We start from the raw sequence: 21,914 nt of genomic DNA on the forward strand, positions 1-21,914 counted from the left end.
GGTTGGTTCGCCAAACGTTAACATTGCTTCACTGATGTTTGCGCGGCGAATTATGGGTCGCACCTATATACTGCGCTGCTGTTCGGCCTTCAGCCGATGATAAGGAGGCCATAGTGGCCATCACTACCCAATGGGTCCTGGATGACGAGCATCTGGCCCGCCTGTGTACCGAGTGGCGGCAGCTGCCGTTCGTTGCGCTGGACACAGAATTTATGCGGGTCGATACCTTCTACCCCATCGCAGCCTTGCTTCAGGTTGGCGACGGGCGTTGTGCGTACCTGATCGACCCCTTGCAGATTTCCGATTGGAGCGCCTTCGCCGGCCTGCTCGAAGATCAGGCCGTGGTCAAGGTGCTGCACGCATGCAGCGAAGACCTTGAGGTCTTTCTGCGCCTGACTGGCAGCTTGCCTGTGCCGCTGTTCGACACACAGCTTGCGGCTGGCTATCTCAATATTGGCTTTTCGATGGGCTATTCGCGGCTGGTCCAGAGCGTGCTGAATATCGAATTGCCCAAGGGTGAAACACGTTCCGACTGGTTGCAGCGGCCTCTTAGCGAAATGCAGGTTCAATATGCAGCCGAAGATGCGCAGCATCTTGCCGAGCTTTATCAGGCGCTGCTGCCTAAGCTGTCCGAAGAGAAGTTCGCCTGGATTCTGGAAGATGGCGCCGAGTTGGTGGCCAACCAGCGACGCGAGACCGATCCGGCCGAAGCCTATCGTGATGTGAAGCAGGCCTGGCGCCTCAAGCCGCGCCAGCTGGCCGTATTGCGGGCGTTGGCGTGCTGGCGCGAGACCCAGGCACGCAAGCGCAATCAGCCACGCAACCGTGTGCTGCGCGAGGCCAGTTTGTGGCCGCTGGCACGCACCCAGCCCGGGGATCTGGTCAGCCTGGCGCGCATCGAGGACATGCATCCGCGTACCGTTCGCCAGGATGGCGAAACCCTGCTCGAACTGATTCGCGCCGCGGCTGCTACGCCTGAGCAGGAATGGCCAGCGGTTTTGCCGGAGCCCTTGCCGCTGGAGGCTTCCAAGCTGCTGAAAAAACTGCGGGCGGTGGGGCAGCGGGCGGCAATCGATCTGGACATCGCTCCCGAGCTGGTGCTGCGTAAGAAGGTACTCGAGGCTCTATTGAAGACCGGCTATCCGGATGGCCCCTATCAGTTGCCCGATTCGTTTCGGGGCTGGCGCCGCGAGCGGCTGGGGCAATCCCTTCTCGATGCACTGGAGAAAAAATCATGAAGCGTCTTTGCTCCATCTACAAAAGTCCGCGCAAGGATGAGATGTATCTCTACGTCGATCGCAGCGAAGCACTCACGCGCGTGCCAGAGGCCCTGCTGGCCGTGTTCGGTACACCGCAGCATGCCTTCGATCTGGTGCTGACACCCGAGCGTACCTTGGCGCGGGAAAATATCGCGACCGTCCTGGAGAATCTGGACAAGCAGGGCTTCCACCTGCAGATGCCTCCGCCCCAGGACGACTATATCGAGCATCTCCCGGAAGAATTGCTGCGCCGTAACGATGCAGTCTGAAGCGGCACATTTGTTCGAGGTGGATTACTGATGGCGGCGAAAGTCGAACCCTTCTGGAAGCGCAAGACCCTTGCCGAGCTGGACGCGCAAGAGTGGGAATCGCTTTGCGATGGCTGCGGCCTGTGTTGCCTGCAGAAGCTCGAAGACGAGGAGGACGGCAGCGTCTATTACACCCGCATCGCCTGCAAACTGCTTGATCTGCAGAGCTGCCGCTGCACGGATTACCCCAACCGCCGCGCCAGTGTGCCCGATTGCATTCAGCTGACGGCTGCCGATGCGGCGCAATTCACGTGGTTGCCTCCGACCTGTGGTTATCGTCTGGTCGCCGAAGGCAAGGACTTGCCGCTTTGGCACCATCTGGTATGCGGTGACCCGCAGGCTGTACATGCCGAGCGTATCTCCCAGGCAGGTCGCATGCTGGCCGAAGGCTCTGTGGCAGAGGATGACTGGGAGGAGCATCTGATTTTTCGTGCCGGTTGAATCTCCGCTGGAGCCTGTCGTCTTAGCACTGAACCTTTGTCTGGAGCCGCCCAATGTTCCTCCGCCAGCTGCCGCTACTCGCCGTTCTGTTGTGCCTTTTTGCTGCTCCTGCCTATGCGGCCAAGCGTGTCGATCTGGACTTCAACGTCCGTTTTCTGCCTGAGGAGGATGTCGCTGAGGTAGAACTGGTACTCGAGGAAGGCAGCGCTGTCAGCTATCTGGACTTCAATCTGGGCGATGAGGGGCTCTATAGCGACTTCAAGACCGATGAGCAGGCCAGTTGGCAGGAAGAGAATGGCCGTGGTGTCTGGCGCCCCGCGGCGGGCAAGGCACGGCTGGCCTATCGGGTGCGCGTCAGCCATCAGCGCAGCAATGAGCGTTACGACGCGCGTATGACGCCTGATTGGGCCTTGCTTCGTGGCGATGATCTGGTGCCGGCCGCTCGCTTTGACCAGCCGGGTGGTTACACCCTGGTGTCGCGGCTGTCTTTCGAACTGCCGAAAGGCTGGAAAAGCGTCGAGACCGGCTGGCCACGTATCGGCAAAAACCGTTTTCGCATCGACAACCCCGAGCGCATGTTTGACCGGCCGACAGGCTGGATTCTGGCCGGCAAGCTGGGCAGTCGCCGTGCCCGGCTTGGGGAAACCGACGTGACGGTCGCCGCGCCGGTGGGCGAGGGGGTGCGACGAATGGATATCCTCACGCTGCTGACCTTTGTCTGGCCTGAAGTGCAGAGCGTGTTCCCCCGCGATCCGAAAAAGCTGCTGATCGTGGGAGCGGGCGACCCGATGTGGCGCGGTGGATTGTCCGGTCCCAACTCGCTGTTCATGCATGCGGACCGTCCGCTGGTCAGTGAGAATGGCACCAGTTCGCTGGTTCATGAGCTGGTCCATGTATTCAGCCGCATCAGCGATGCGGATCGCAGCGACTGGATCAGCGAAGGTCTGGCCGAGTACTACGCAATCGAGCTGATGCGTCGCGCCGGAGGCATGAGCGAGGACCGCTACCAAGCGGTTCGCGAGCACCTGAGCAAATGGAGCCGTAAGGTCAAATCCCTGCGCACCGAACGATCCACCGGACCCGTGACCGCTCGTGCGGTACTGCTGTTGCAGGAGCTTGACCGGGAAATCCGCCAGCGCAGCAAGAACCAGCATTCGCTCGATGATGTGGCGCGTGGGTTGATGCGTCTGGACAAGGCGACAACGGAAGACTTCATCAACATCACCGAGAGTCTGCTCGGCGGCGGCTCGTCGGTCCTGGACACCCGGCTGCTGCGTTGAGGTGATTTGCGCCAAGCCATAGTGCTAAAGCAATCGAGCCAGTCTGATCGAGGAAAAAAACAGGCTAGCTTTCAGCGTCCGAGCTCGACCGTTCTCTTTCGAGACCGTCTGAAGCTTATTGATCCAAGCGGCACTTGAGCTGTTTTAACGGCTGATTGCCCGTGCAGGTAATTTTTAGCCGTCAAATAGCTTGATTCAATCAGGCCTATCCCCTATGCGCGGCGCGCTGGGCCGATATAATGCGGCCCTTTGCCGATTACCCATTTGGATGGTTGCATATCGGCGCCCAGTGTCGTTTGCCTTGCCGTCTTGCAGCCTCGGCCGCAGTCTTCTGGAAGAGATCTATGAAAAGCGCAGAAATCCGTGAAGCCTTCCTCCGCTTCTTCGAAGAGAAGGGCCATACGCGTGTGGCCTCCAGTTCGCTGATTCCTGCGAACGATCCAACCCTGCTGTTTACCAACGCGGGGATGAACCAGTTCAAGGACTGCTTTCTTGGCCTGGAAAAGCGCGCCTATACCCGCGCCACCACCAGCCAGAAATGCGTGCGCGCCGGCGGCAAGCACAACGACCTGGAAAATGTCGGCTACACCGCGCGCCACCACACCTTCTTCGAAATGCTGGGCAACTTCAGCTTTGGCGACTATTTCAAGCGTGACGCCATCACCTATGCCTGGGAATTCCTGACTTCGGAGAAGTGGCTGAACCTGCCCAAGGAAAAGCTCTGGGTTACCGTCTATGCCAGTGATGACGAGGCCTACGACATCTGGACCAAGGAAGTCGGGGTGCCGGCCGAACGCATGGTGCGCATCGGTGACAACAAGGGCGCGCCTTACGCCTCCGACAACTTCTGGGCGATGGGTGATACCGGTCCCTGTGGCCCCTGCACCGAGATATTCTTCGACCACGGTGAGCACATCTGGGGCGGCCCGCCCGGCTCACCGGAAGAAGATGGCGATCGCTACATCGAAATCTGGAACAACGTGTTCATGCAGTTCAACCGTACCGCCGACGGGGTCATGCACCCGCTGCCGGCGCCAAGCGTCGATACCGGCATGGGGCTGGAGCGCATCAGCGCGGTGTTGCAGCACGTCAACTCCAACTATGAGATCGACCTGTTCCAGAGCCTGCTGAACGCGGCGGCACAGGCTATAGGGTGCACCAACGAAGGCCAGGCCTCGCTCAAGGTGGTCGCCGACCATATTCGCTCCTGCGGCTTCCTGATTGCCGATGGCGTAACGCCGTCCAACGAAGGTCGTGGCTACGTGCTGCGCCGTATCATTCGTCGCGCTTGTCGTCATGGCAACAAACTGGGTGCCAAGGGCAGCTTCTTCTACAAGATCGTATCCGCGCTGGTCGCCGAAATGGGCGAGGCTTTCCCCGAACTCAAGCAGCAACAGGCGCATATCGAGCGCGTGCTCAAGAATGAAGAAGAGCAGTTCGCCAAGACGCTGGAGCAGGGCCTGAAGATCCTCGAGCAGGATCTGGCCGAGCTTTCCGGCAGCGTCATTCCCGGTGAGGTGATCTTCAAACTGTACGATACCTACGGCTTCCCGGTGGACCTGACCGGAGACATCGCCCGTGAGCGCGAGCTGACTCTGGACGAGGAAGGCTTCGAGCGCGAAATGCAGGCCCAGCGCGAGCGCGCGCGGTCGGCCAGTGCCTTTGGCATGGATTACAACAGCCTGGTCAAGGTTGAGGGTGAGACCCGCTTCACCGGCTACCTCGGCACCTCCGGCAACGGCAAGGTTGTTGCGCTGTTCCGCGAAGGCATGAGCGTTGAGCAGCTCAATGCAGGCGAAGAGGGTGTAGTGGTGCTCGACCAGACGCCTTTCTATGCCGAGTCCGGTGGGCAGATCGGCGACTGCGGCTACCTCGCCAGCGAAGGTCTGCGTTTTGACGTGCGCGACACCAGCAAGGCCGGTGGCGCCTTCCTGCACCACGGCATCCTTGACAGCGGCAGCCTGAGGGTGGGGGCCAGCGTCGAAGCCACCGTGGATGCTTCCGTACGCCAGGCCACTGCTCTGAACCACTCGGCGACACACCTGTTGCACGCCGCGTTGCGCCAGATCCTGGGTGAGCACGTTACGCAAAAAGGCTCGCTGGTGGACAGCCAGCGTCTACGCTTTGACTTCAGCCACTTCGAGGCGATCAAGCCAGAGCAGATCAAGGCGCTGGAGGACAGGGTCAACGCTGAGATCCGCAGCAATACCGCTGTGGAAATCGAGGAGACCGACATCGATACCGCCAAGCGCAAGGGCGCCATGGCGCTGTTCGGCGAAAAGTATGGCGATCAGGTGCGCGTGCTAAGCATGGGTGGTGGTTTCTCCGTCGAGCTGTGCGGCGGTACCCACGTCTCGCGCACCGGTGATATCGGCCTGTTCAAGATCGTGAGTGAAGGTGGCGTGGCCGCTGGAGTGCGTCGTATTGAAGCCCTTACGGGGGAGCATGCGCTGAGCTACCTGAACAGCACCGAGGAGCAGCTGAAGGACGTCGCAGCACTGGTCAAGGGCAACCGCGACAACCTGTTGGACAAGCTCGGTGGCGTAATCGAGCGTAACCGCCAGCTGGAGAAAGAGCTCGAACAGCTCAAGGCAAAGGCGGCCAGCGCTACCGGCAATGACCTTGCAAACTCTGCAGTCGATGTCAAAGGGGTCAAGACCCTGGCAGCCCGGATCGATGGCGTGGATGGCAAGGCGCTGCTGGCGCTGGTGGACCAATTGAAGAACAAGCTGGGCAGTGCAGTGATCCTGCTGGGTGGCGAGCTGGACGGCAAAGTCGTGCTGGTCGCCGGCGTGACCCAGGACCTGACTGGCAAGCTCAAGGCCGGCGATCTGATGCGCCAGGCGGCTGCTGCTGTTGGCGGTAAGGGCGGCGGACGTCCAGATATGGCGCAGGGCGGCGGCACCGACCCGCAGCAGCTTGACCAGGCACTGGCGCTGGTCAGCACCTTTGTCGAGCAGGGGCTCTGAGGCCGATCAGCGATAACTGAATTGCAACAAAGCGTGGTGAAAGTCGGGTTGTTTAACGAATGGCTTAGGCGGCGATGAAATGGCGTTGATCGTACAGAAGTTTGGTGGGACCTCGGTGGGCTCTGTCGAGCGCATCGAGCAGGTGGCAGCGAAGATCAAGAAATTCCGTGACAACGGCGATGACATCGTCGTGGTGGTCTCGGCTATGAGCGGTGAAACCAACCGCCTGATCGAGCTGGCTCGGCAGATCAACGAGCGACCCGTTGCCCGCGAACTGGATGTAATGGTTTCGACCGGCGAGCAGGTGACCATCGCTCTGCTTGCCATGGCGCTGATCAAGATCGGCGTGCCGGCGATATCTTATACAGGCAGCCAGGTAGGTATTCTCACCGACAGCTCCCACACCAAGGCGCGCATCATGCAAATCGACGCGCAGAACGTCCGCAAGGACCTCAAGGCTGGGCGTGTGGTGGTGGTTGCCGGTTTCCAGGGGATAGATGAGGCGGGCAATATCACTACCCTTGGACGTGGTGGGTCCGATACTACCGGCGTTGCGCTGGCAGCAGCACTCAAGGCCGACGAATGCCAGATCTACACCGATGTGGATGGCGTTTACACCACCGATCCGCGCGTCGTGCCCAAGGCACAGCGGCTGGAGAAGGTCACCTTTGAAGAGATGCTGGAAATGGCCAGCCTCGGCTCCAAGGTATTGCAGATTCGTGCCGTCGAGTTTGCCGGTAAATATGGCGTGCCTCTACGCGTGTTGCACAGCTTCAAAGAGGGTCCGGGAACCCTCATTACCCTTGATGAAGAGGACTCCATGGAAAAGCCCATCATTTCCGGCATCGCTTTCAATCGTGACGAGGCCAAGCTGACGATCCGCGGTGTGCCGGATACCCCAGGCGTGGCGTTCAGGATTCTTGGTCCGATCAGCTCGGCGAATGTAGAAGTGGACATGATCGTGCAAAACGTCGCGCACGATAACACCACGGATTTCACCTTCACTGTTCATCGCAACGACTATCAGAACGCGCTCCACGTGCTCGAGCATATCGCTCAGGAAATGGGTGCCCGCGAAGTCGTTGGGGATGTTGATATCGCCAAGGTGTCTATTGTTGGCGTGGGCATGCGTTCGCATGCCGGAGTCGCCAGCCGCATGTTTGAAGCGCTGGCCAAAGAAAATATCAATATCCAGATGATTTCCACTTCAGAAATCAAGGTTTCGGTTGTCATAGAAGAGAAGTATCTGGAGTTGGCGGTGCGTGCCTTGCATACCGCCTTTGACCTGGATGCCCCGGCCGGAACGGCGGAGTAACACTGATTTGGCGGAAGGCTCCAACCTTCCGTCGTTTGGAAGGCTGCCCCCGGAACTTTAAGCTTGTCGTTACTGGTCAATAGCTGGTGGAAAGCTTGAGGTTCCATGTCTTGCGGAACATGTCCGCCTTTTATCTTTGCAGACTGCTTACTGAATTGAATCCGTTTTAAGGAGAAAGGAATGCTGATTCTGACTCGCCGGGTCGGAGAGACCCTGATGGTGGGTGACGATGTGACCGTCACTGTGTTGGGTGTAAAGGGAAATCAAGTGCGTATAGGAGTGAATGCCCCTAAAGAGGTTGCGGTGCATCGCGAGGAAATTTATCAACGGATCCAGAAAGAGAAAGATCAGGAACCAAACCATTAATTTTTATCGATTTTTCGCTTTGCAAGCGGGGTAAAGGCGGGTATTATGCGCCCCGTGTTGCGGAGAGGTGGCCGAGTGGCCGAAGGCGCTCCCCTGCTAAGGGAGTACATCTCAAAAGGGTGTCGGGGGTTCGAATCCCCCCCTCTCCGCCATTTTGCAGAGTTGGATCGTGGTTGGATTTACTGTTCAGATTTGATGCTTCATTGAATCAAACAGCTTGACCGGAAAAATCACGAACCTATAATGCGCACCCTTAGTGGACTCATAGCTCAGCTGGATAGAGTACTCGGCTACGAACCGAGCGGTCGGAGGTTCGAATCCTCCTGAGTCCGCCACTATACAAAAGTGAATCGCAGCAATGTGGTTCATTGCTTCAACCAGGGGTGATCTGGTCTAAAAGCGCAAATTGGACTCATAGCTCAGCTGGATAGAGTACTCGGCTACGAACCGAGCGGTCGGAGGTTCGAATCCTCCTGAGTCCGCCATACGAGAAAGGGCCTGCAGTGATGCAGGCCCTTTTTTTGTTCTCATTCAACGCTTGCCGACTACGCAGCCGCTTTCATCGAAGCTGATGCTGTGAGTGCGGCCCTTGCTTGCTGTGTAGCGGTATTGCGTCTGCCCATTGCGGCTGGTGATGCTGTCAGGCTTGCCGAAAGTGCTTTCGATGTCGGCGCGGGTCATGCCCGGCAGGCTTTGCCGATTGATCATGGCGTTGCGTCTTGCGCTGCCGGTTATGCGGTTGCCACAGCCATCATCTGGTTCGCCGACGACGGTCAGCGTCTGCTCCTGCTTTTTTTTGGACTCGGGGCGCTGCTTGGGCGCTTTTGCCATGGGAACGGGCTTGCTGGAGCCAGGCGTTGGATTGAACGCTTGCTGGCGTTCGGTGGTCTGTTGGGGCGGGCAGCCTTGGCGTGTGAAGGTCAGGTGCCCGGTTTCGTCGACGCAGCGGTAAATGCTTGTGGCAAGCGCGGGTGGGGCGCTAAGAAGTAGGGCGCAGCAGCTAGAGGCAAGCAGCGTTCTCATGGTCGTCCTCCTTGACGATCTACGGCGGTAACAAACCCTAGCCAATAATCACATGTACTGCAGGCGTGTCTTCGCGCAACGTGAATGCGTCGACAGGATGGCAAAGTGTGCTGCTTGTCATTTGATGTCGCGCAACTACTTGTATTGCCTGTATTTCGTGCTTCGAGGCGGCGGCTGCGGTGTTATTATTGCGCGGTCCGCCCATTCGGGCTTTTGGATCCCTCTCATGGATTTGCCCTGTAGTCGTACACGATTTTTGTTGGCCAATCACGTTTTGAATGATTGATCCCCTGGCGCGCTCCGTTCGTCGGGGGTGGAGTGCGCCATGACTGAAGTAGAAGCAAAAAAGCCGCAGGAAAGTCTCCAGGATCGTCTGGCGCAAGTTGTCGAACTGCTGCATCGTCAAAAGATCGTTGAGGATCTTGCCTACCGCCAGGGTATCGGTCAGCCGCAGGAGCTGATCGACAACCTGGAGCATCGTCAGAATCTCGTCGAGCTGCAGCGCAAGTTGGAAGCGCTGCACCCGGCAGACGTTGCATACATCCTTGAAGCGCTGCCGCTGGATGACCGCCTGACCGTCTGGCAGCTGGTCAAGTCCGAGCGCGACGGTGACATCCTGCTCGAAGTTTCCGACGCGGTACGCGAGACGCTGATCGCCGACATGGATGATCACGAAATCCTGGCGGCCGCCAAGGATCTCGATGCCGACGAGCTGGCCGACCTGGCTGCAGAGCTGCCGCGCGACGTCGTCCACGAGCTGATGGAGACCCTTGATGCGCAGCAGCGTGAGCGCGTCCGTTCGGCCTTGTCCTACGAGGAGGATCAGGTCGGTGCCCTGATGGACTTCGAAATGGTCACGATCCGCGAGGATGTGAGCCTGGAGGTGGTCCTGCGTTATCTACGCCGACTCAAGGAGCTGCCTGGTCATACCGACAAGCTGTTCGTAGTGGATTACGACGGCGTGCTCAAGGGTGTTCTGCCCATCAAGCGTCTGTTGGTTAATGACCCTGAAAAGCAGGTGGCCGAGGTGATGGCCAATGATCCGGTCACTTTCCATCCCGATGAGGATGCCTACGAGGCAGCTCAGGCCTTCGAGCGTTATGACCTGGTTTCCACGCCTGTGGTGGACAAGGGGGGCAAGCTGATTGGCCGTTTGACCATCGATGAGATGGTTGACCTGATTCGTGAGGAGAGCGAGAGCGAAGTCCTCAACATGGCCGGTCTGCGTGAAGAGGAGGATATCTTTGCCTCGGTCTGGAAATCACTGCGCAACCGCTGGGCCTGGCTGGCGCTGAACCTGATTACGGCTTTCGTCGCGTCGCGAGTGATCGGGCTGTTCGATGGCTCGATCGAGAAGCTGGTGGCGCTGGCGGCTCTGATGCCGATCGTGGCGGGAATTGGCGGCAACTCGGGCAACCAGACAATTACCATGATTGTGCGGGCGATGGCCCTGGATCAGATGGGCACCGGCAATGGCTTCCGGTTGCTACGCAAGGAGGCGGGTGTAGGGCTGCTGAACGGTCTGATATGGGGTGGTGTGATAGGGCTGGTGGTCTACTGGCTCTACGGCAGTTGGTCGCTCGGGGTGGTCATGACTGCCGCGATGACGCTCAACCTTTTGCTGGCTGCGCTGATGGGCGTGCTGATTCCGGTGACTCTGGCACGCATGGGGCGAGATCCCGCCCTGGGGTCGAGTGTGATGATCACTGCAGTGACTGACAGTGGTGGTTTCTTCATCTTCCTTGGGTTGGCGACGCTCTTCCTGCTCTGATTGCACTCTGGCGCAGCTGGTTGGGGATACTGTTTCGCCTGTAGTTGACCTTGTGCGTCGGTTGGATAGGCGCACAAGCCTTATTGGGCTTTAGTCCCAGGTCCCGTTCCCTTTAGCGAGATAGCTTTCGCAATGCCAGAAATGCAAACGCCTCGACAAGTCGAGGCGTTTGAGGATAGGCGAGACTGCAATCGTCTATCAGTCTTCTTCTTTGCCGGCTTCGCTGTCTTGCGCAATCAGCGCAATCAGCGCGTTCTGTTGGCGATGCGCAAGATGCCGGAACCGTTGCAGCAACTCACGCTCATGCAGTGACAGCTCGGGGCTGTCGAGACGCATGTTCAGATCATCACCCAGTGCACCTTCCTGAAGAAGGCTTTGCTCCAGGCGGGCAATGATCTCCGAATTCATACTGCGGTGATGATTACGTGCAACTTCCGCAATCCGCTCACGCATCCCATCGGGTAGCCGAACGACAAACTTGTCAGCCGTACGGCTGGAATAAACTGCCTGCTTCATTGGGCGCATACTATAAACCGGTTAGTCAGGTGGGCGATGGTGGCTTATTGCCGTTCTAGTCATCGGTCTGACAGCCAAACCCCGCGGCTGTTCCACAACCTGAAAAAAAGATGTAGACGACTTAATGGCGCCAATTATACGTCAAGCTTTTAGCAAAGCGAAGGCATAATAGTGTCAGAGTGCCTCTATTGTGACCCGCCGCGCTTTTCAGCGCAGGACGGGGTCGAACTTGATCCGTTTTCCGATCACCAGTGAACCTGCAAAGAGCGCCCCGAACACCACGGCTCCAACTTTTGCCAAGGTAGCCCAGCTATCGCTCATTTCAGCTGTCAGTCCCAGTATTGAGCAGGCGATGCACAGTGACAGAAACAGAAAAGCATGGATGGTCATGGTTTTTTCCTCGGTCGATTCGATGATTGCAAAGCGCTAGAAGACCCATCGCTGAGGCTGCTGAACTGTTCTCACCTCACCAGTGCCAATAGTCTGGATAGCTGGAGGCGAAGCGAAGGAGGGAGTACTACGGGCTGAGTGCACTACATTCGGTGTTGTATGGAAATCTGGGCGATCCATGCCTGACCTCATGTCTTGCAAGTGGATCGCAGCTGCGGCTGCCAGCATCACTGTGCTGAGCAAATACGCTGAATGTGTCATAGGCGTCTCCTTCGCGTTATGGCTAACTACTTTAGTAGCATTCGCTGTGCCAATTTTGCATGCCGAAAAAGTCCTTTAAAATCAACTATTTATGCTTTGACAGGGCGAAGGCGATACTGCGTTTTGCAAGGTTGCACTGGTTGGCCCGTGCAAAATGCAATTGTCACGGCTCGTTGAGTTTTCCAAGGCGAAAAGCCTCCCTAAAGAGGGCAAGATCAGACGTGCCTGCGAGTGCCTGCGCGAGCATGACAAACAGCTCGCGCACCGCTAAGATGTTGCCCCCGCATGGTCCCAGTAGCTCAATTGGATAGAGCATCCCCCTCCTAAGGGGAAGGTTGTGAGTTCGAACCTCGCCTGGGACGCCATCAAGCCAAGCTTCGTCTACCAAGCTGCGATCACCTGAAGCACATGCCCTATGTGCGAGCTTTGCCCGTCTCCTGATTGATCGGCCCGATTCTATTCGGCCAGGCGCGTTGTGCTAGATCGATGGAGCCCGTTACAGCCAGCAAGACTCCACCTGCCACCAACTGGGAAGCAGGTTTCTTGCCTTGGCTTGCGCAAAGCGGTCATCCAGCAGATAAACCACGCCACGGTCATCGGTGGTGCGGATCACGCGACCGGCGGCCTGCACGACCTTTTGCATTCCCGGGTAGAGGTAGGCGTAATCGTAGCCATGGGCTTCGCCGAACATCTCCTGCACTCGGGCTTTGATTTCTTCGTTGACCACATTGACCTGAGGCAAACCGAGGGTGGCGATAAAGGCACCGATCAAACGTTTGCCGGGCAGGTCGATGCCCTCGCCAAAAGCGCCGCCCAGCACGGCAAAGCCAATGCCTTCAGAACTCAAGGTGAAGCGGTCGAGAAAGGCCTGCCGCTCGCCTTCCAGCATGTTTCGGGTCTGCACGCTGGTGGGGATGTCCGGGTGCAGGGTTTCGAAAAGTTCGCGTACTTGCTCCAGGTAGGCATAGCTGCTGAAAAAGGCCAGGTAGTTGCCAGGCTCGCGTCGGTACTGCTCGGCCATCAGTTGGCAGATGGGCGCCAGGCTGCTTTCACGATGCTGATAACGAGTGGACAGATTGCGCACCACGCGAACGCTCAGCTGTTCGGCAGCAAAGGGTGAGGCTACATCAATCCACTGGGTCTCTTCCGGCAGGCCCAGCAGGTCGCGGTAATAGTTGGCCGGACGCAATGTGGCCGAGAACAGCGTAGTGGTGTGGGCCTCGTCGAAGCGCGCAGCGAGAAACGGCGCCGGTACCACGTTGCGCAGGCACAGGGTGGTGTCCAGGCTCATTGCGTTGCCGGTTTGGCGGGTGATATCGCACAGCGAATGGGGGCCGTAGGCCTCGCTCAGGCGACAGAACAGCATGGCGTCCAGGTAGAACTGCAGCAGGCTGCGGTCGTTGCCGTCAGGCTGTTCGCTCAGGTGGTCGGTGATGGCGGTTACGGCTTTTTGCAGGGCCGCGACGAAAAGATCCGGCACGCTGGGGTAAATCTGGTAGTCGTGTTCCTGCACGCGGTTGAGCTGTTCCCAATGCCGACCCACGCGCTGCAACTCGCTGCGGATGCGCGCCGGCGCCCGGCGCAGCAGGTCGTGAAGGATGGATTGGTCCAGTTCGGCGCTGTACATGCTGCGCGCCCGGTCGACCAGGTTGTGCGCCTCATCCACCAGCACAGCGACGCGCCACTCGTTGAGGGTGGTCAGACTGTAGAGCAGGGCGCCCATGTCGAAGTAGTAGTTGTAATCGCCGACCACCACGTCCGCCCAACGGCATAATTCCTGGCTCAGGTAGTAGGGGCAGATCTGGTGTTCCAGGGCGATGCGGCGTACTTGCTCCTGAGGCAGCCAGCCGTGTTGGAGGGCGGCGTGCCGAGCCGCCGGCAGGCGATCATAGAATCCCCTGGCCAGCGGGCAGGATTGTCCATGGCAGCTCTTGTCCGGATGTTCACAGGACTTGTCTCGCGCCACATGCTCCAGCACCCGCAGTGGTGTGGCCTGATGCTCAGGGCGTAGGCTGTGCAGCGCGTCCAGGGCCAGGCGGCGGCCGGGCGTCTTGGCGGTGAGGAAGAACAGCCGATCCAGTTGCTGACCGGGCATAGCCTTGAGCTGGGGAAACAGCGTGCCCAGGGTCTTGCCGATTCCCGTGGTAGCCTGGGCCATCAGCGTGTGGCCATCACGGGCGCTGCGATAGACCGCTTCGGCCAGTTGCCGCTGGCCATGGCGAAAAGCGGGGTAGGGGAAGGTCAAGGCGTCCAGGTAGTCGTCACGCTCTAGACGGTGGGCTCGTTCCTGCTCGGCAAAGCGTAGAAAGCGCAGGCACTGTTGATCGAAGAAGGCTTTCAGGTCAGAGGCGCAGAAACACTCGGTGAAGGCGTGCTCGACCTGGGTCATGACCTCGAAATACACCACCGCCAGCTCCAGTTCTTCCAGCCCGAGCTGTTCGCAAAGCAGCCAGCCGTAGACCTTGACCTGGGCCCAGTGCAGCAGCCGGTGGTTGGCCGGGATGCGGCTGATGTCGCCGCGGTGGGTCTTGATCTCTTCCAGGCGGTTGGCTTCGGGGTCGTAGCCGTCAGCGCGGCCGCTGACCAATAGCCCTGGATAACTGCCACTCAGAGGCAGTTCCGCCAGGTAGTGCCCGCCGCGCCGGCTGACCACGGCCTGATGTCCGGCGATGCCTTCCTGGGCGGTGGGCGAGGGCGTGAAGCGCAGGTCGAGGTCGCCCTCTTTGGCGGTGAATTCACACAGCGCCCGCACCGCGACCCGATAGCTCATGCCGCCGCCCAGGTCACGTAACACACCTCAACGGCAATGCCCTGTTCGGCGGCGAAGCTCAGCCAGCGTTTCTGGTTGTCCTGCAGGCGGTCACCGGGGCCTTTCACCTCGATCATGCGGTAGCGCCGCTCGTGGGGGTAGAGCTGGATCAGGTCGGGCATGCCGGCGCGGTTGGCCTTCAGGTCTTTCAGCAGACGGGTGAAACAGGCCTGTAGGTGGTGCGCAGGAATGCAGTGCAGGGCCATCTCCAGGAGCGGCTCATCTAGCGTTGTCCAGAACACGAACGGCGACTGAACACCGAACTTTTCCCGGTAACGCTCGCGCAGCAGCTGCGGGTAGTCGGGTTGTTCAAGATGCGCCAGGCACCGCTCGAAAAGCGCCTGGCGCCGAGGGTGGAATTCCGGGCTGTACAGGTCTGCCGGTCCGCTGTGGAATGGATGAAAGAAGGCGCCAGGCAGCGGGGCAAAGATGGCATCCCAGCACAGCAAGCCGAACAGGCTGCATAGAAGGGAGTTTTCCACATAAAACACCGGTGCGGTGTCCTGATGCAGATGGTCGCGCACGGCAATTTCTACGCAGCTCTCGACAGGCGAAAGCGTCAGATCAAGTCGCGCCTCGGCAAACGACTTGGTCCGCTTGCCCAGTGGTAAGCCGAGCCTGCGCCGCAGGCGGGGCAGGGCGCGCTCAAGGCGCTGGCTTTCCTCGTCGCTGCCGGGCTGTTGGCTAAAGATTTGTGCGTGTTCCAGGGCTTCGATATCGCGGCCCAGTTGCTCCAGGACGCGAATCTGCCGCCAGCGTGACTGGTCGTGACTGGTCTGCCGGTAAAGCGTCAGGGCCTGTTCCAGCTCGCCACAGCGTTCCAGTTGCTGGGCGACCTGGAATAGTAGTCGTGACTGGCGGGTGCGCAGGTACGGATTCTCCGAGGAAAAGCTAAGCAACGCCGGCAGGATTGCTTCCACGTCGTGGCCTTCGTCGCAGTGCTGGCGTAGCCCGCGCAGGTGCAGGTAATCCTCAATGTCCTGGCGACACTGAAATCCGCGAGAGTGTGGGGTGATCTTTACTGGCTCGTAGCGGTAGATGCCCAGGTCGACCAGGACGAACTCGGACCACTCCTGACTCAGGTTGCCGAAGAACATCAGGCGCAGACGGTCGCAGAGCTCGCCCACCTGCAGACTCAGCACTCGATCATCCAGATTGGGGCACCAGCTAATGAAACTCTGAGCCGGCAGGTCTTGAGCCAACAGCTGTTCAAGCAGCTCGCTTTTCTTCTGTACGGCGCGGCGGTCCAGTAGCGGCAGGTGAGCGAGCACTTCCTCTTTGCGCAGCAGCTTGGCTACCTCTGTGGCGCTCAGCAATGCCTGCTCACTTAGCCAGCCAAGCTCGAGCAGCATCAGGGCTGCGGCCAGGCTGTCGCCAATTTCGGGATAGTCGAGTTTGCTCAGGCGAAAGTGGCAGCCGCGGCGCATGATCATTCGCACCAGCAGCGCCTGGGCGGGTAGTGTCAGTCCAAAGAAGCACTCAATAAAGGTGCGCTCCTCAACTGTCAGCAAATCGGCATAGCGCTCCTGCACCCAGAGAATGGCGGTACGAAAGTTGCCAACGTAGTAGAACTCGACTGCAAGACTGGAAGGCATGGCGACAATGGCTGTGGTTTTATACAGTATTGTCTGGGTTGTGACGGTGTCGATCAAGCAGGGGCTGATGAAGGGGTACAAGATGCGAGCGGCGAGGGCTCCGTCTGCGCTATGCCTCACCTGATAGTTGAAAGTGAGGCGAGTGGAGCGTTGGCTAGTCGAAACGGCTTACTACTTGATCGCGTCGCGCTTCACGCTGCATCTGATAGACGAAGCGTTCGACCTGCCGTTGAGTCATCCCGCTGATACGGTAGAAACGCAGACCGCAGAAGGTTATGTCGATTTTTTCATCGTAGATGAGGTGGCGCAGTTCCACTTCGGTGGTGATTGTGCCGAAAGGTAGGCGGGCCGAAAACTTCTCGTAAATCTGACCGGTTTGCAGGCGATCCTGAATGTCGCCCTTGAAACTCAGCTTGCAGCCGGTGGCCGACATGTCCAGCAGCGTGCCTTCCAGCGGCTTCTTGATCATGCGTCCATCGAGCACGGCGCTGATGGGTTGCCCTATAAGTTGAGCCCGATATGCGTTGCGACGCTGGTGGTATTGAATCTCTAGAGGCAGCGGGATCCAGTAACAGGGGGCGTCGTTGAGCTCGCCGGCATGGGCCGGGTATTCGTTGTTCCAGGCAATGCGAACGCCTTCCTGAAAGCCTTCGATCTGAAAGGCTTCTCCGGCTAGTAAGAGTCGTTCGCCATCATTGGGCACCAGCTCATCGATGGCGATCCAGCCTTTTTCCTGGTTTATATCCACTAGAAAGGTCTGATAGCGCTGGCTACGTTCAGTAAAGCGGAGCAGTAGAGGCGTATTGCTTTCGTTAAGGGCGCGCAGGCTGGAATAGATTTCAACGGGCGTCTTGAGGATTTGAGGCGGCTGTGGGCCTTCATCCTTCGCAAAAGGGTTGGACACTTGCATTGCTCTCCGGCACTTTACGGTAACGACCGCATACTAGCATTGTGCCTGTATCGGGTTGCGAGGCTTAGGCTTGGCTGAGAGGGCGGTTGTAGGAGCTTTTGGCTGCGCTACCGCGTCGATCATAGAGATCCGGGGTCTGGTTGTTGCCCTGTAGCACGGTCAGCATGCTGTTAACGGCGCTCTGGTTGTTGCGGATTTGCTGGCCGTTGCGCTCGTTGGCGATCCGGCAGGCTTCGAGTGCTTTATCGAGCAGCTCCGCCTGTTCCAGAATGCCGGGGCCCACCGTTGATGCAGCGGCGAAAGCCGCAAGGCCATTCTTGTCGATGCTCAGTTGTGACTTGGCGAGTGTCTGGCTGCGGAGGGTGCCGTGCTGTCCCAGAATTGCCAGTAGGGCCTGTTTTTGCGTGAGCAACGCTTCCAAGCCAGCCAGGTTGCGTTCGGCAAGTGCCAGATATTCGGCGTCCATGAGCTCAAGAAGCTTCTGCGCGGTGCCGACATCTTCGGTGAGCTGTTGAAGCAGTTCAGTATCACGCATGTTCACTCTCCGTACGCCGACGCCCAGCTATCTTGACGCCGGTTTCAGTGCTGGCTTTCGAAAGACAGCAGTTTCGATGCCACGCGCTGGCTGTCCACCTGGTAGCTGCCGTCAGCAATGGCCTGGCGAATGCGGGCAACACGCTCCTGGTCAACCGAAGGCTGCTGGTTGAGCTTTTCCGTTGCCTGCTGCAGTCGCTGTGCTTCGGGGCTGAGCTGAACATTCTCGCCCGATGCCACGGTGTTGTTGGTGCCCTTGGCCGTATCGGCCACTGGATTCTGCTGTGCAGCAGGCTGGTCGGTACTTTGAACGCCGTTGCTACGCCCGCTGTTAGGCAGGTTGGCGGCACCATTAGGCCGGTTGAAATCGATAACCATGATCGAAACCTCGAAGAAATCAGTACGCTTGCCAGTTCTTCGGCAGGACGCTGTAAAACTTTAGCTATATTTCTGTGCAAAACAGATTGCGTCTTACATCATAACTTCTACTTGTCCTGGGCCCGTGACCCTAGCCCTGATCACTCGTCCAGAGCGTAGGTTCTTAACCCTGATCTGGCTACCCAGTGCCCCATCTGACAACGCCTCGCCGGGCATTCTCACATTTATTGTCGAGTTTTTCGCGGTGATTACCACCTGATCTCCCTTGCGCACGACTTCGGCTGGCGATACCTGGCTGGGCGGCAACACCTGGTCCGGTTGTAGCGGACGTGTGAGTTTGTTGCCCAGGGCTTGGTCGAGCGAAGTGAGATAGCCCTGATTCAGCAGGCCAACATCTCGTTCGGCCAGCGTTATGTCTGCGGCTTCGATAGTGCTGTTGCGCTGCAGTGGTCTTCTGGCCACAACGACATCGCGATACAGATGGATTTGTGCAGGTACGAAAACGGACCAGGGTGCAGTGCCTTCGCAGCTTACTCGAACCGTGGCTCGACCGATCGGCTGGGCGGGACTTTCCAGTTTCGTTGTCAAAGGCTGGTCACACAAGGCCAGGCGCAGCCGCGGGTCCAGCCGGTTGACCTCGACCTGATAGCGCGCCTGGATCTGGCTGCGTTGCAGATAATCAGCCACCTCGCGCTCAAGAAATTCCCGTGTCGCGCCGATAAGCTGTTCAGGTCGCGTTACGGTTGCCGATTCGGCAAGCTGGCCTAGTCCGCACAGCAGCGGCAAAAGGGTTGCGCTGATAAAAGCCTTGTATGTCCGCCGGGAAAAAGTCATCTGTTCGCTCATGGCTTATACAAAAGCAAGGTACGTGCCGTAACGCGCAGTCGAAGCGTCTATCAGCCCATCGCGCAAGCAAAGAGGAAACTGGCATGGCCGGTGTATTGGATTCGGTTAATCAGCGTACTCAGCTGGTAGGGCAAAACCGCCTTGAATTGTTGTTGTTCAGGCTCGAAGGCAAGCAGCTTTACGGAATCAACGTCTTCAAGGTCAGGGAAGTGCTACAGTGCCCACGGCTGACGCTGATGCCCAAGTCGAGTCCGGTCGTGCGGGGTGTTGCCAATATCCGAGGCAGTACGCTCTCCATCCTCGATCTCTCGCTGGCGACAGGCAAAGCGGCGCTGGATGATCTGACCAACAGCTTCACCATCATTGTCGAGTACAACAATAGGGTGCTTGGCTTCCTGGTTCACTCGGTCGAGCGGATCGTCAATATGAACTGGGAGGATATTCTTCCACCGCCCCAGGGCGTGGGGACCGACCATTACCTGACGGCTGTGACTCATGTAGATGGCCAGATGGTCGAGATCATCGACGTTGAAAAGGTGCTGGCTGAGGTGGCGCCCGTCTCCGAACAGGTGTCGGTTGGTGTCGGCAGCGTAGAGATGCACGACCGCACGTCTTCCAGTCGCGTACTGATCGTCGATGACTCGTCAGTGGCGCGCAAGCAGATCGTCCGTTGTTTGCAGGGGTTGGGTATCGAGGTGGTCACGCAAAACGACGGCCGCCAGGCGCTGAACTATCTCAAAGGGCTTATCGCAGAAGGCAAGAAGCCGTCCGAGGAGTTCATGATGATGATTTCCGACATCGAGATGCCGGAAATGGACGGTTATACGCTGACAACCGAAGTGCGGCAGGATCCGGCTATGGGTGATATGCATATTCTGCTGCATACTTCGCTCTCCGGGGTATTCAACCTGAGCATGGTCCAGCGAGTCGGGGCGGATGACTTCCTCGCCAAGTTCCAGCCGGATGATCTGGCCAATCGAGTGCTTGATCGAATCCGCACCACGGGTTGATGTCGAAGCAGTGCCCCTTTGAATGTTGAGGCGTGATTAGTGTCAGGTGATCTGGAATTCGATCAGTTTCGAGTGTTCCTGGAAAAGAGCTGCGGCATTCTTCTGGGTAACAACAAGCAGTACCTGGTTTCCAGTCGGCTCAACAAGCTGATGGAGCAACAGGGGCTGAAGAGTCTTGGCGAGCTGGTTCGTCTCATTCAAGGGCAATCCCACAGGGGGTTGCGTGAGCAGGTCATCGATGCGATGACGACCAACGAAACACTTTGGTTTCGCGACACCTATCCATTCGAGGTGCTCAAAAGCCGCGTACTTCCCGAGTTGCTTAAGTCCGCGCCGGGGCAGCGGCTGCGCATCTGGTCGGCTGCCTGCTCGTCTGGGCAAGAGCCCTATTCGTTGTCGATGACTGTCGATGAGTATGAGCGCAGCAATCCTGGCCAGCCCAAGCCTTCGGTGCAGATCGTCGCGACCGAGTTGTCCGCCACCATGCTTGCAGCCTGTAAGGCAGCAGAGTACGACAGTCTGGCCATTGCGCGGGGTTTGTCGAGTGAGCGATTGCAGCGCTATTTCGATGTCAAGACGCCTGGGCGCTGGGTCGTCAAGCCGGCCATTCGCAGTCGTGTAGAGTTCCGGGTGCAGAATCTTCTCGATAGCTATGCGGTTCTGGGCAAGTTCGATGTGGTGTTCTGCCGGAATGTGCTGATCTACTTTTCCGCGGATGTGAAGAAGGACATCCTCAAGCGTATTCACGCCACTCTGAAGCCGGGTGGTTACTTGTTCCTCGGGGCCTCCGAGGCGCTCAACGGTCTGCCAGAGCTATATCAGATGGTTCAGTGCAGCCCGGGCATCATCTATAAAGCCAAATAAGCCCAGACTTCTTCTCTCCTGTAGCGGCAAAAAAATGTCGCCTTGCTGGATAAATGCGGCAAAACACTGGAAAGGCTTTGCCGCTTTTGACGCTTCCTGGCTTTTACCCCACTAAAAACCCTTGTTAAATCAGCCTTTTGTTGTGATGGCACGGCCCTTGCTGGTGATAGCCCAGTAAGACTTGTACCCGCAGAGGGCCAACCATGAGCATCAGTTTCGACAAGGCACTTGGCATTCACGAAAAAGCGCTCGGCTTTCGCGCTCAGCGCGCTGAAGTGCTGGCCAACAATATCGCCAACGCAGATACGCCCCATTACAAGGCGCGAGATCTGGATTTCAGTGCCGTTCTGGCTGAGCAGGCCAACAAAAATCAAGGTGGCTTCGCAGTTGCCGTGACCAGTAGCCGGCACATTGCCGCCGAAGGGCTGGAAATTGCCGATCCCGGTTTGCGTTTTCGCACTCCGGCGCATGCGGCGCTGGATCAGAACACGGTTGATATGCAGGTGGAGCAGGCGACCTATGCCGAGAACGCCATAGATTTCCAGGCGAGTTTTACTCTGCTCAACAGCAAATTCAAAGGCCTGATGAGCGCCCTGCGCGGCGAATAACAAGGAGCAGCGCCATGTCACTTAGCAGTGTTTTCAATATCGCCGGTAGCGGCATGAGTGCCCAGAGCACGCGCCTGAATACCATTTCCAGCAACATCGCCAACGCCGAGACGGTGTCCTCCAGTGTCGACCAGACCTACCGTGCCCGTCATCCGGTGTTCGCCACTGTGCTGCAGCAGGCCAGCGGTGCGCCAAACGAATCGCTGTTCGCCGATCGGGATCAGGCCGGCGCTGGTGTTCAGGTGTTGGGCGTAGTGGAGGACCAGAGCGAGCTGCAGGCACGTTACGAGCCCAATCATCCCGCGGCGAACGAAGAAGGGTATGTGTATTACCCGAACGTCAATGTAGTGGAAGAGATGGCTGACATGATTTCCGCCAGCCGCTCGTTCCAGACCAACGCCGAGTTGATGAACACGGCCAAGACCATGTTGCAGAAAGTCCTGACCCTGGGTCAGTAATAG

General features: G+C 58.3%; 21 protein-coding genes and 4 tRNA genes. 16 read left to right on the forward strand and 9 right to left on the reverse strand.

Going from position 1 to position 21,914, the window contains the following annotated elements:
* The first annotated feature begins 113 nt into the window (after positions 1–113).
* The 10 genes from rnd to BN1079_RS01140 all read left to right on the forward strand — a co-directional run bounded on the left by rnd (position 114) and on the right by BN1079_RS01140 (position 8,423).
* Entirely contained in the window at positions 114–1,238 is a 1,125-nt protein-coding gene (gene rnd, locus BN1079_RS01095) for a ribonuclease D (protein ID WP_037021704.1), read from the forward strand.
* A complete protein-coding gene (locus BN1079_RS01100; protein ID WP_037021705.1) occupies positions 1,235–1,528 on the forward strand; it encodes a YcgL domain-containing protein in 294 nt (97 codons plus the stop codon). The genes rnd and BN1079_RS01100 overlap by 4 nt, the downstream gene beginning before the upstream one ends.
* Before the next feature lie 30 nt (positions 1,529–1,558).
* Positions 1,559–2,008: a YcgN family cysteine cluster protein gene (locus tag BN1079_RS01105; protein WP_037021706.1), complete on the forward strand. Its 450-nt coding sequence runs from the start codon at positions 1,559–1,561 to the stop codon at positions 2,006–2,008.
* A 53-nt stretch (positions 2,009–2,061) separates the two neighbouring features.
* Positions 2,062–3,288: a M61 metallopeptidase family protein gene (locus tag BN1079_RS01110; RefSeq protein WP_037021707.1), complete on the forward strand. Its 1,227-nt coding sequence runs from the start codon at positions 2,062–2,064 to the stop codon at positions 3,286–3,288.
* Positions 3,289–3,632: 344 nt separating this feature from the next.
* A complete protein-coding gene (gene alaS / locus BN1079_RS01115; protein WP_037021709.1) occupies positions 3,633–6,257 on the forward strand; it encodes an alanine--tRNA ligase in 2,625 nt (874 codons plus the stop codon).
* Between the two features lie 79 nt (positions 6,258–6,336).
* Entirely contained in the window at positions 6,337–7,572 is a 1,236-nt protein-coding gene (locus tag BN1079_RS01120; RefSeq protein WP_037021710.1) for an aspartate kinase, read from the forward strand.
* Between the two features lie 180 nt (positions 7,573–7,752).
* Positions 7,753–7,938, forward strand: coding sequence for a carbon storage regulator CsrA (gene csrA / locus BN1079_RS01125; RefSeq protein ID WP_003085981.1), 186 nt, complete (start codon positions 7,753–7,755; stop codon positions 7,936–7,938).
* Positions 7,939–7,999: 61 nt separating this feature from the next.
* Positions 8,000–8,090, forward strand: a tRNA-Ser gene (locus BN1079_RS01130).
* Positions 8,091–8,196: 106 nt separating this feature from the next.
* Positions 8,197–8,273, forward strand: a tRNA-Arg gene (locus BN1079_RS01135).
* Positions 8,274–8,346: 73 nt separating this feature from the next.
* Positions 8,347–8,423 (forward strand) — tRNA-Arg (locus tag BN1079_RS01140).
* 46 nt (positions 8,424–8,469) lie between these two features.
* Here the strand turns inward: BN1079_RS01140 and BN1079_RS01145 are convergent.
* Positions 8,470–8,961, reverse strand: coding sequence for a DUF4124 domain-containing protein (locus BN1079_RS01145; protein WP_037021712.1), 492 nt, complete (start codon positions 8,959–8,961; stop codon positions 8,470–8,472).
* A gap of 325 nt (positions 8,962–9,286) precedes the next feature.
* On the opposite strand from BN1079_RS01145, the gene mgtE reads away from it, so the two are divergent.
* On the forward strand, positions 9,287–10,732 hold the full coding sequence (mgtE, locus tag BN1079_RS01150; RefSeq protein ID WP_037021713.1) for a magnesium transporter: 1,446 nt from the start codon (positions 9,287–9,289) through the stop codon (positions 10,730–10,732).
* A 198-nt stretch (positions 10,733–10,930) separates the two neighbouring features.
* Here the strand turns inward: mgtE and BN1079_RS01155 are convergent, their stop codons facing one another.
* Both BN1079_RS01155 and BN1079_RS01160 read right to left on the reverse strand, forming a co-directional pair.
* Positions 10,931–11,257, reverse strand: coding sequence for an Arc family DNA-binding protein (locus tag BN1079_RS01155; RefSeq protein ID WP_037021714.1), 327 nt, complete (start codon positions 11,255–11,257; stop codon positions 10,931–10,933).
* A 198-nt stretch (positions 11,258–11,455) separates the two neighbouring features.
* On the reverse strand, positions 11,456–11,638 hold the full coding sequence (locus BN1079_RS01160) for a PA3371 family protein (protein WP_037021715.1): 183 nt from the start codon (positions 11,636–11,638) through the stop codon (positions 11,456–11,458).
* A 549-nt stretch (positions 11,639–12,187) separates the two neighbouring features.
* Between BN1079_RS01160 and BN1079_RS01165 the strand changes: the two genes are divergently transcribed.
* A tRNA-Arg gene (locus BN1079_RS01165) sits at positions 12,188–12,264 on the forward strand.
* A gap of 131 nt (positions 12,265–12,395) precedes the next feature.
* On the opposite strand, the gene BN1079_RS01170 is transcribed toward BN1079_RS01165, so the two are convergent.
* The 6 genes from BN1079_RS01170 to flgA form a co-directional block, all read right to left on the reverse strand.
* Complete coding sequence (locus BN1079_RS01170; protein ID WP_037021716.1) at positions 12,396–14,669, reverse strand: ATP-dependent DNA helicase; 2,274 nt, start codon at positions 14,667–14,669, stop codon at positions 12,396–12,398.
* On the reverse strand, positions 14,666–16,303 hold the full coding sequence (locus BN1079_RS01175) for a VRR-NUC domain-containing protein (RefSeq protein ID WP_037021717.1): 1,638 nt from the start codon (positions 16,301–16,303) through the stop codon (positions 14,666–14,668). Before BN1079_RS01175 ends, BN1079_RS01170 begins: the two co-directional genes overlap by 4 nt.
* Positions 16,304–16,457: 154 nt before the next feature.
* Positions 16,458–17,207, reverse strand: coding sequence for a flagellar brake protein (locus tag BN1079_RS01180; protein WP_037026534.1), 750 nt, complete (start codon positions 17,205–17,207; stop codon positions 16,458–16,460).
* A 70-nt stretch (positions 17,208–17,277) separates the two neighbouring features.
* Positions 17,278–17,748, reverse strand: a complete 471-nt coding sequence (locus BN1079_RS01185) for a flagella synthesis protein FlgN (RefSeq protein ID WP_037021718.1) — start codon at positions 17,746–17,748, stop codon at positions 17,278–17,280.
* A gap of 44 nt (positions 17,749–17,792) precedes the next feature.
* Positions 17,793–18,125, reverse strand: a complete 333-nt coding sequence (gene flgM, locus BN1079_RS01190) for a flagellar biosynthesis anti-sigma factor FlgM (RefSeq protein WP_037021719.1) — start codon at positions 18,123–18,125, stop codon at positions 17,793–17,795.
* 93 nt (positions 18,126–18,218) lie between these two features.
* Positions 18,219–18,971 (reverse strand): flagellar basal body P-ring formation chaperone FlgA, encoded by a 753-nt coding sequence (flgA, locus tag BN1079_RS01195; protein WP_139053042.1) that lies wholly within the window; start codon positions 18,969–18,971, stop codon positions 18,219–18,221.
* Between the two features lie 83 nt (positions 18,972–19,054).
* On the opposite strand from flgA, the gene BN1079_RS01200 reads away from it, so the two are divergent.
* The 4 genes from BN1079_RS01200 to flgC all read left to right on the forward strand — a co-directional run bounded on the left by BN1079_RS01200 (position 19,055) and on the right by flgC (position 21,911).
* The gene (locus BN1079_RS01200) at positions 19,055–19,981 is read left to right on the forward strand and encodes a chemotaxis protein CheV (RefSeq protein ID WP_037021721.1); all 927 of its coding nucleotides are present in this window, start codon (positions 19,055–19,057) and stop codon (positions 19,979–19,981) included.
* Between the two features lie 39 nt (positions 19,982–20,020).
* A complete protein-coding gene (gene cheR / locus BN1079_RS01205; protein ID WP_037021722.1) occupies positions 20,021–20,845 on the forward strand; it encodes a protein-glutamate O-methyltransferase CheR in 825 nt (274 codons plus the stop codon).
* Between the two features lie 203 nt (positions 20,846–21,048).
* Entirely contained in the window at positions 21,049–21,453 is a 405-nt protein-coding gene (flgB, locus tag BN1079_RS01210; RefSeq protein WP_037021724.1) for a flagellar basal body rod protein FlgB, read from the forward strand.
* 14 nt (positions 21,454–21,467) lie between these two features.
* Complete coding sequence (gene flgC, locus BN1079_RS01215; protein WP_037021725.1) at positions 21,468–21,911, forward strand: flagellar basal body rod protein FlgC; 444 nt, start codon at positions 21,468–21,470, stop codon at positions 21,909–21,911.
* Positions 21,912–21,914 lie beyond the last annotated feature (3 nt).

It is taken from the genome of Pseudomonas saudiphocaensis (genome assembly GCF_000756775.1).
GTDB lineage: Bacteria > Pseudomonadota > Gammaproteobacteria > Pseudomonadales > Pseudomonadaceae > Stutzerimonas > Stutzerimonas saudiphocaensis.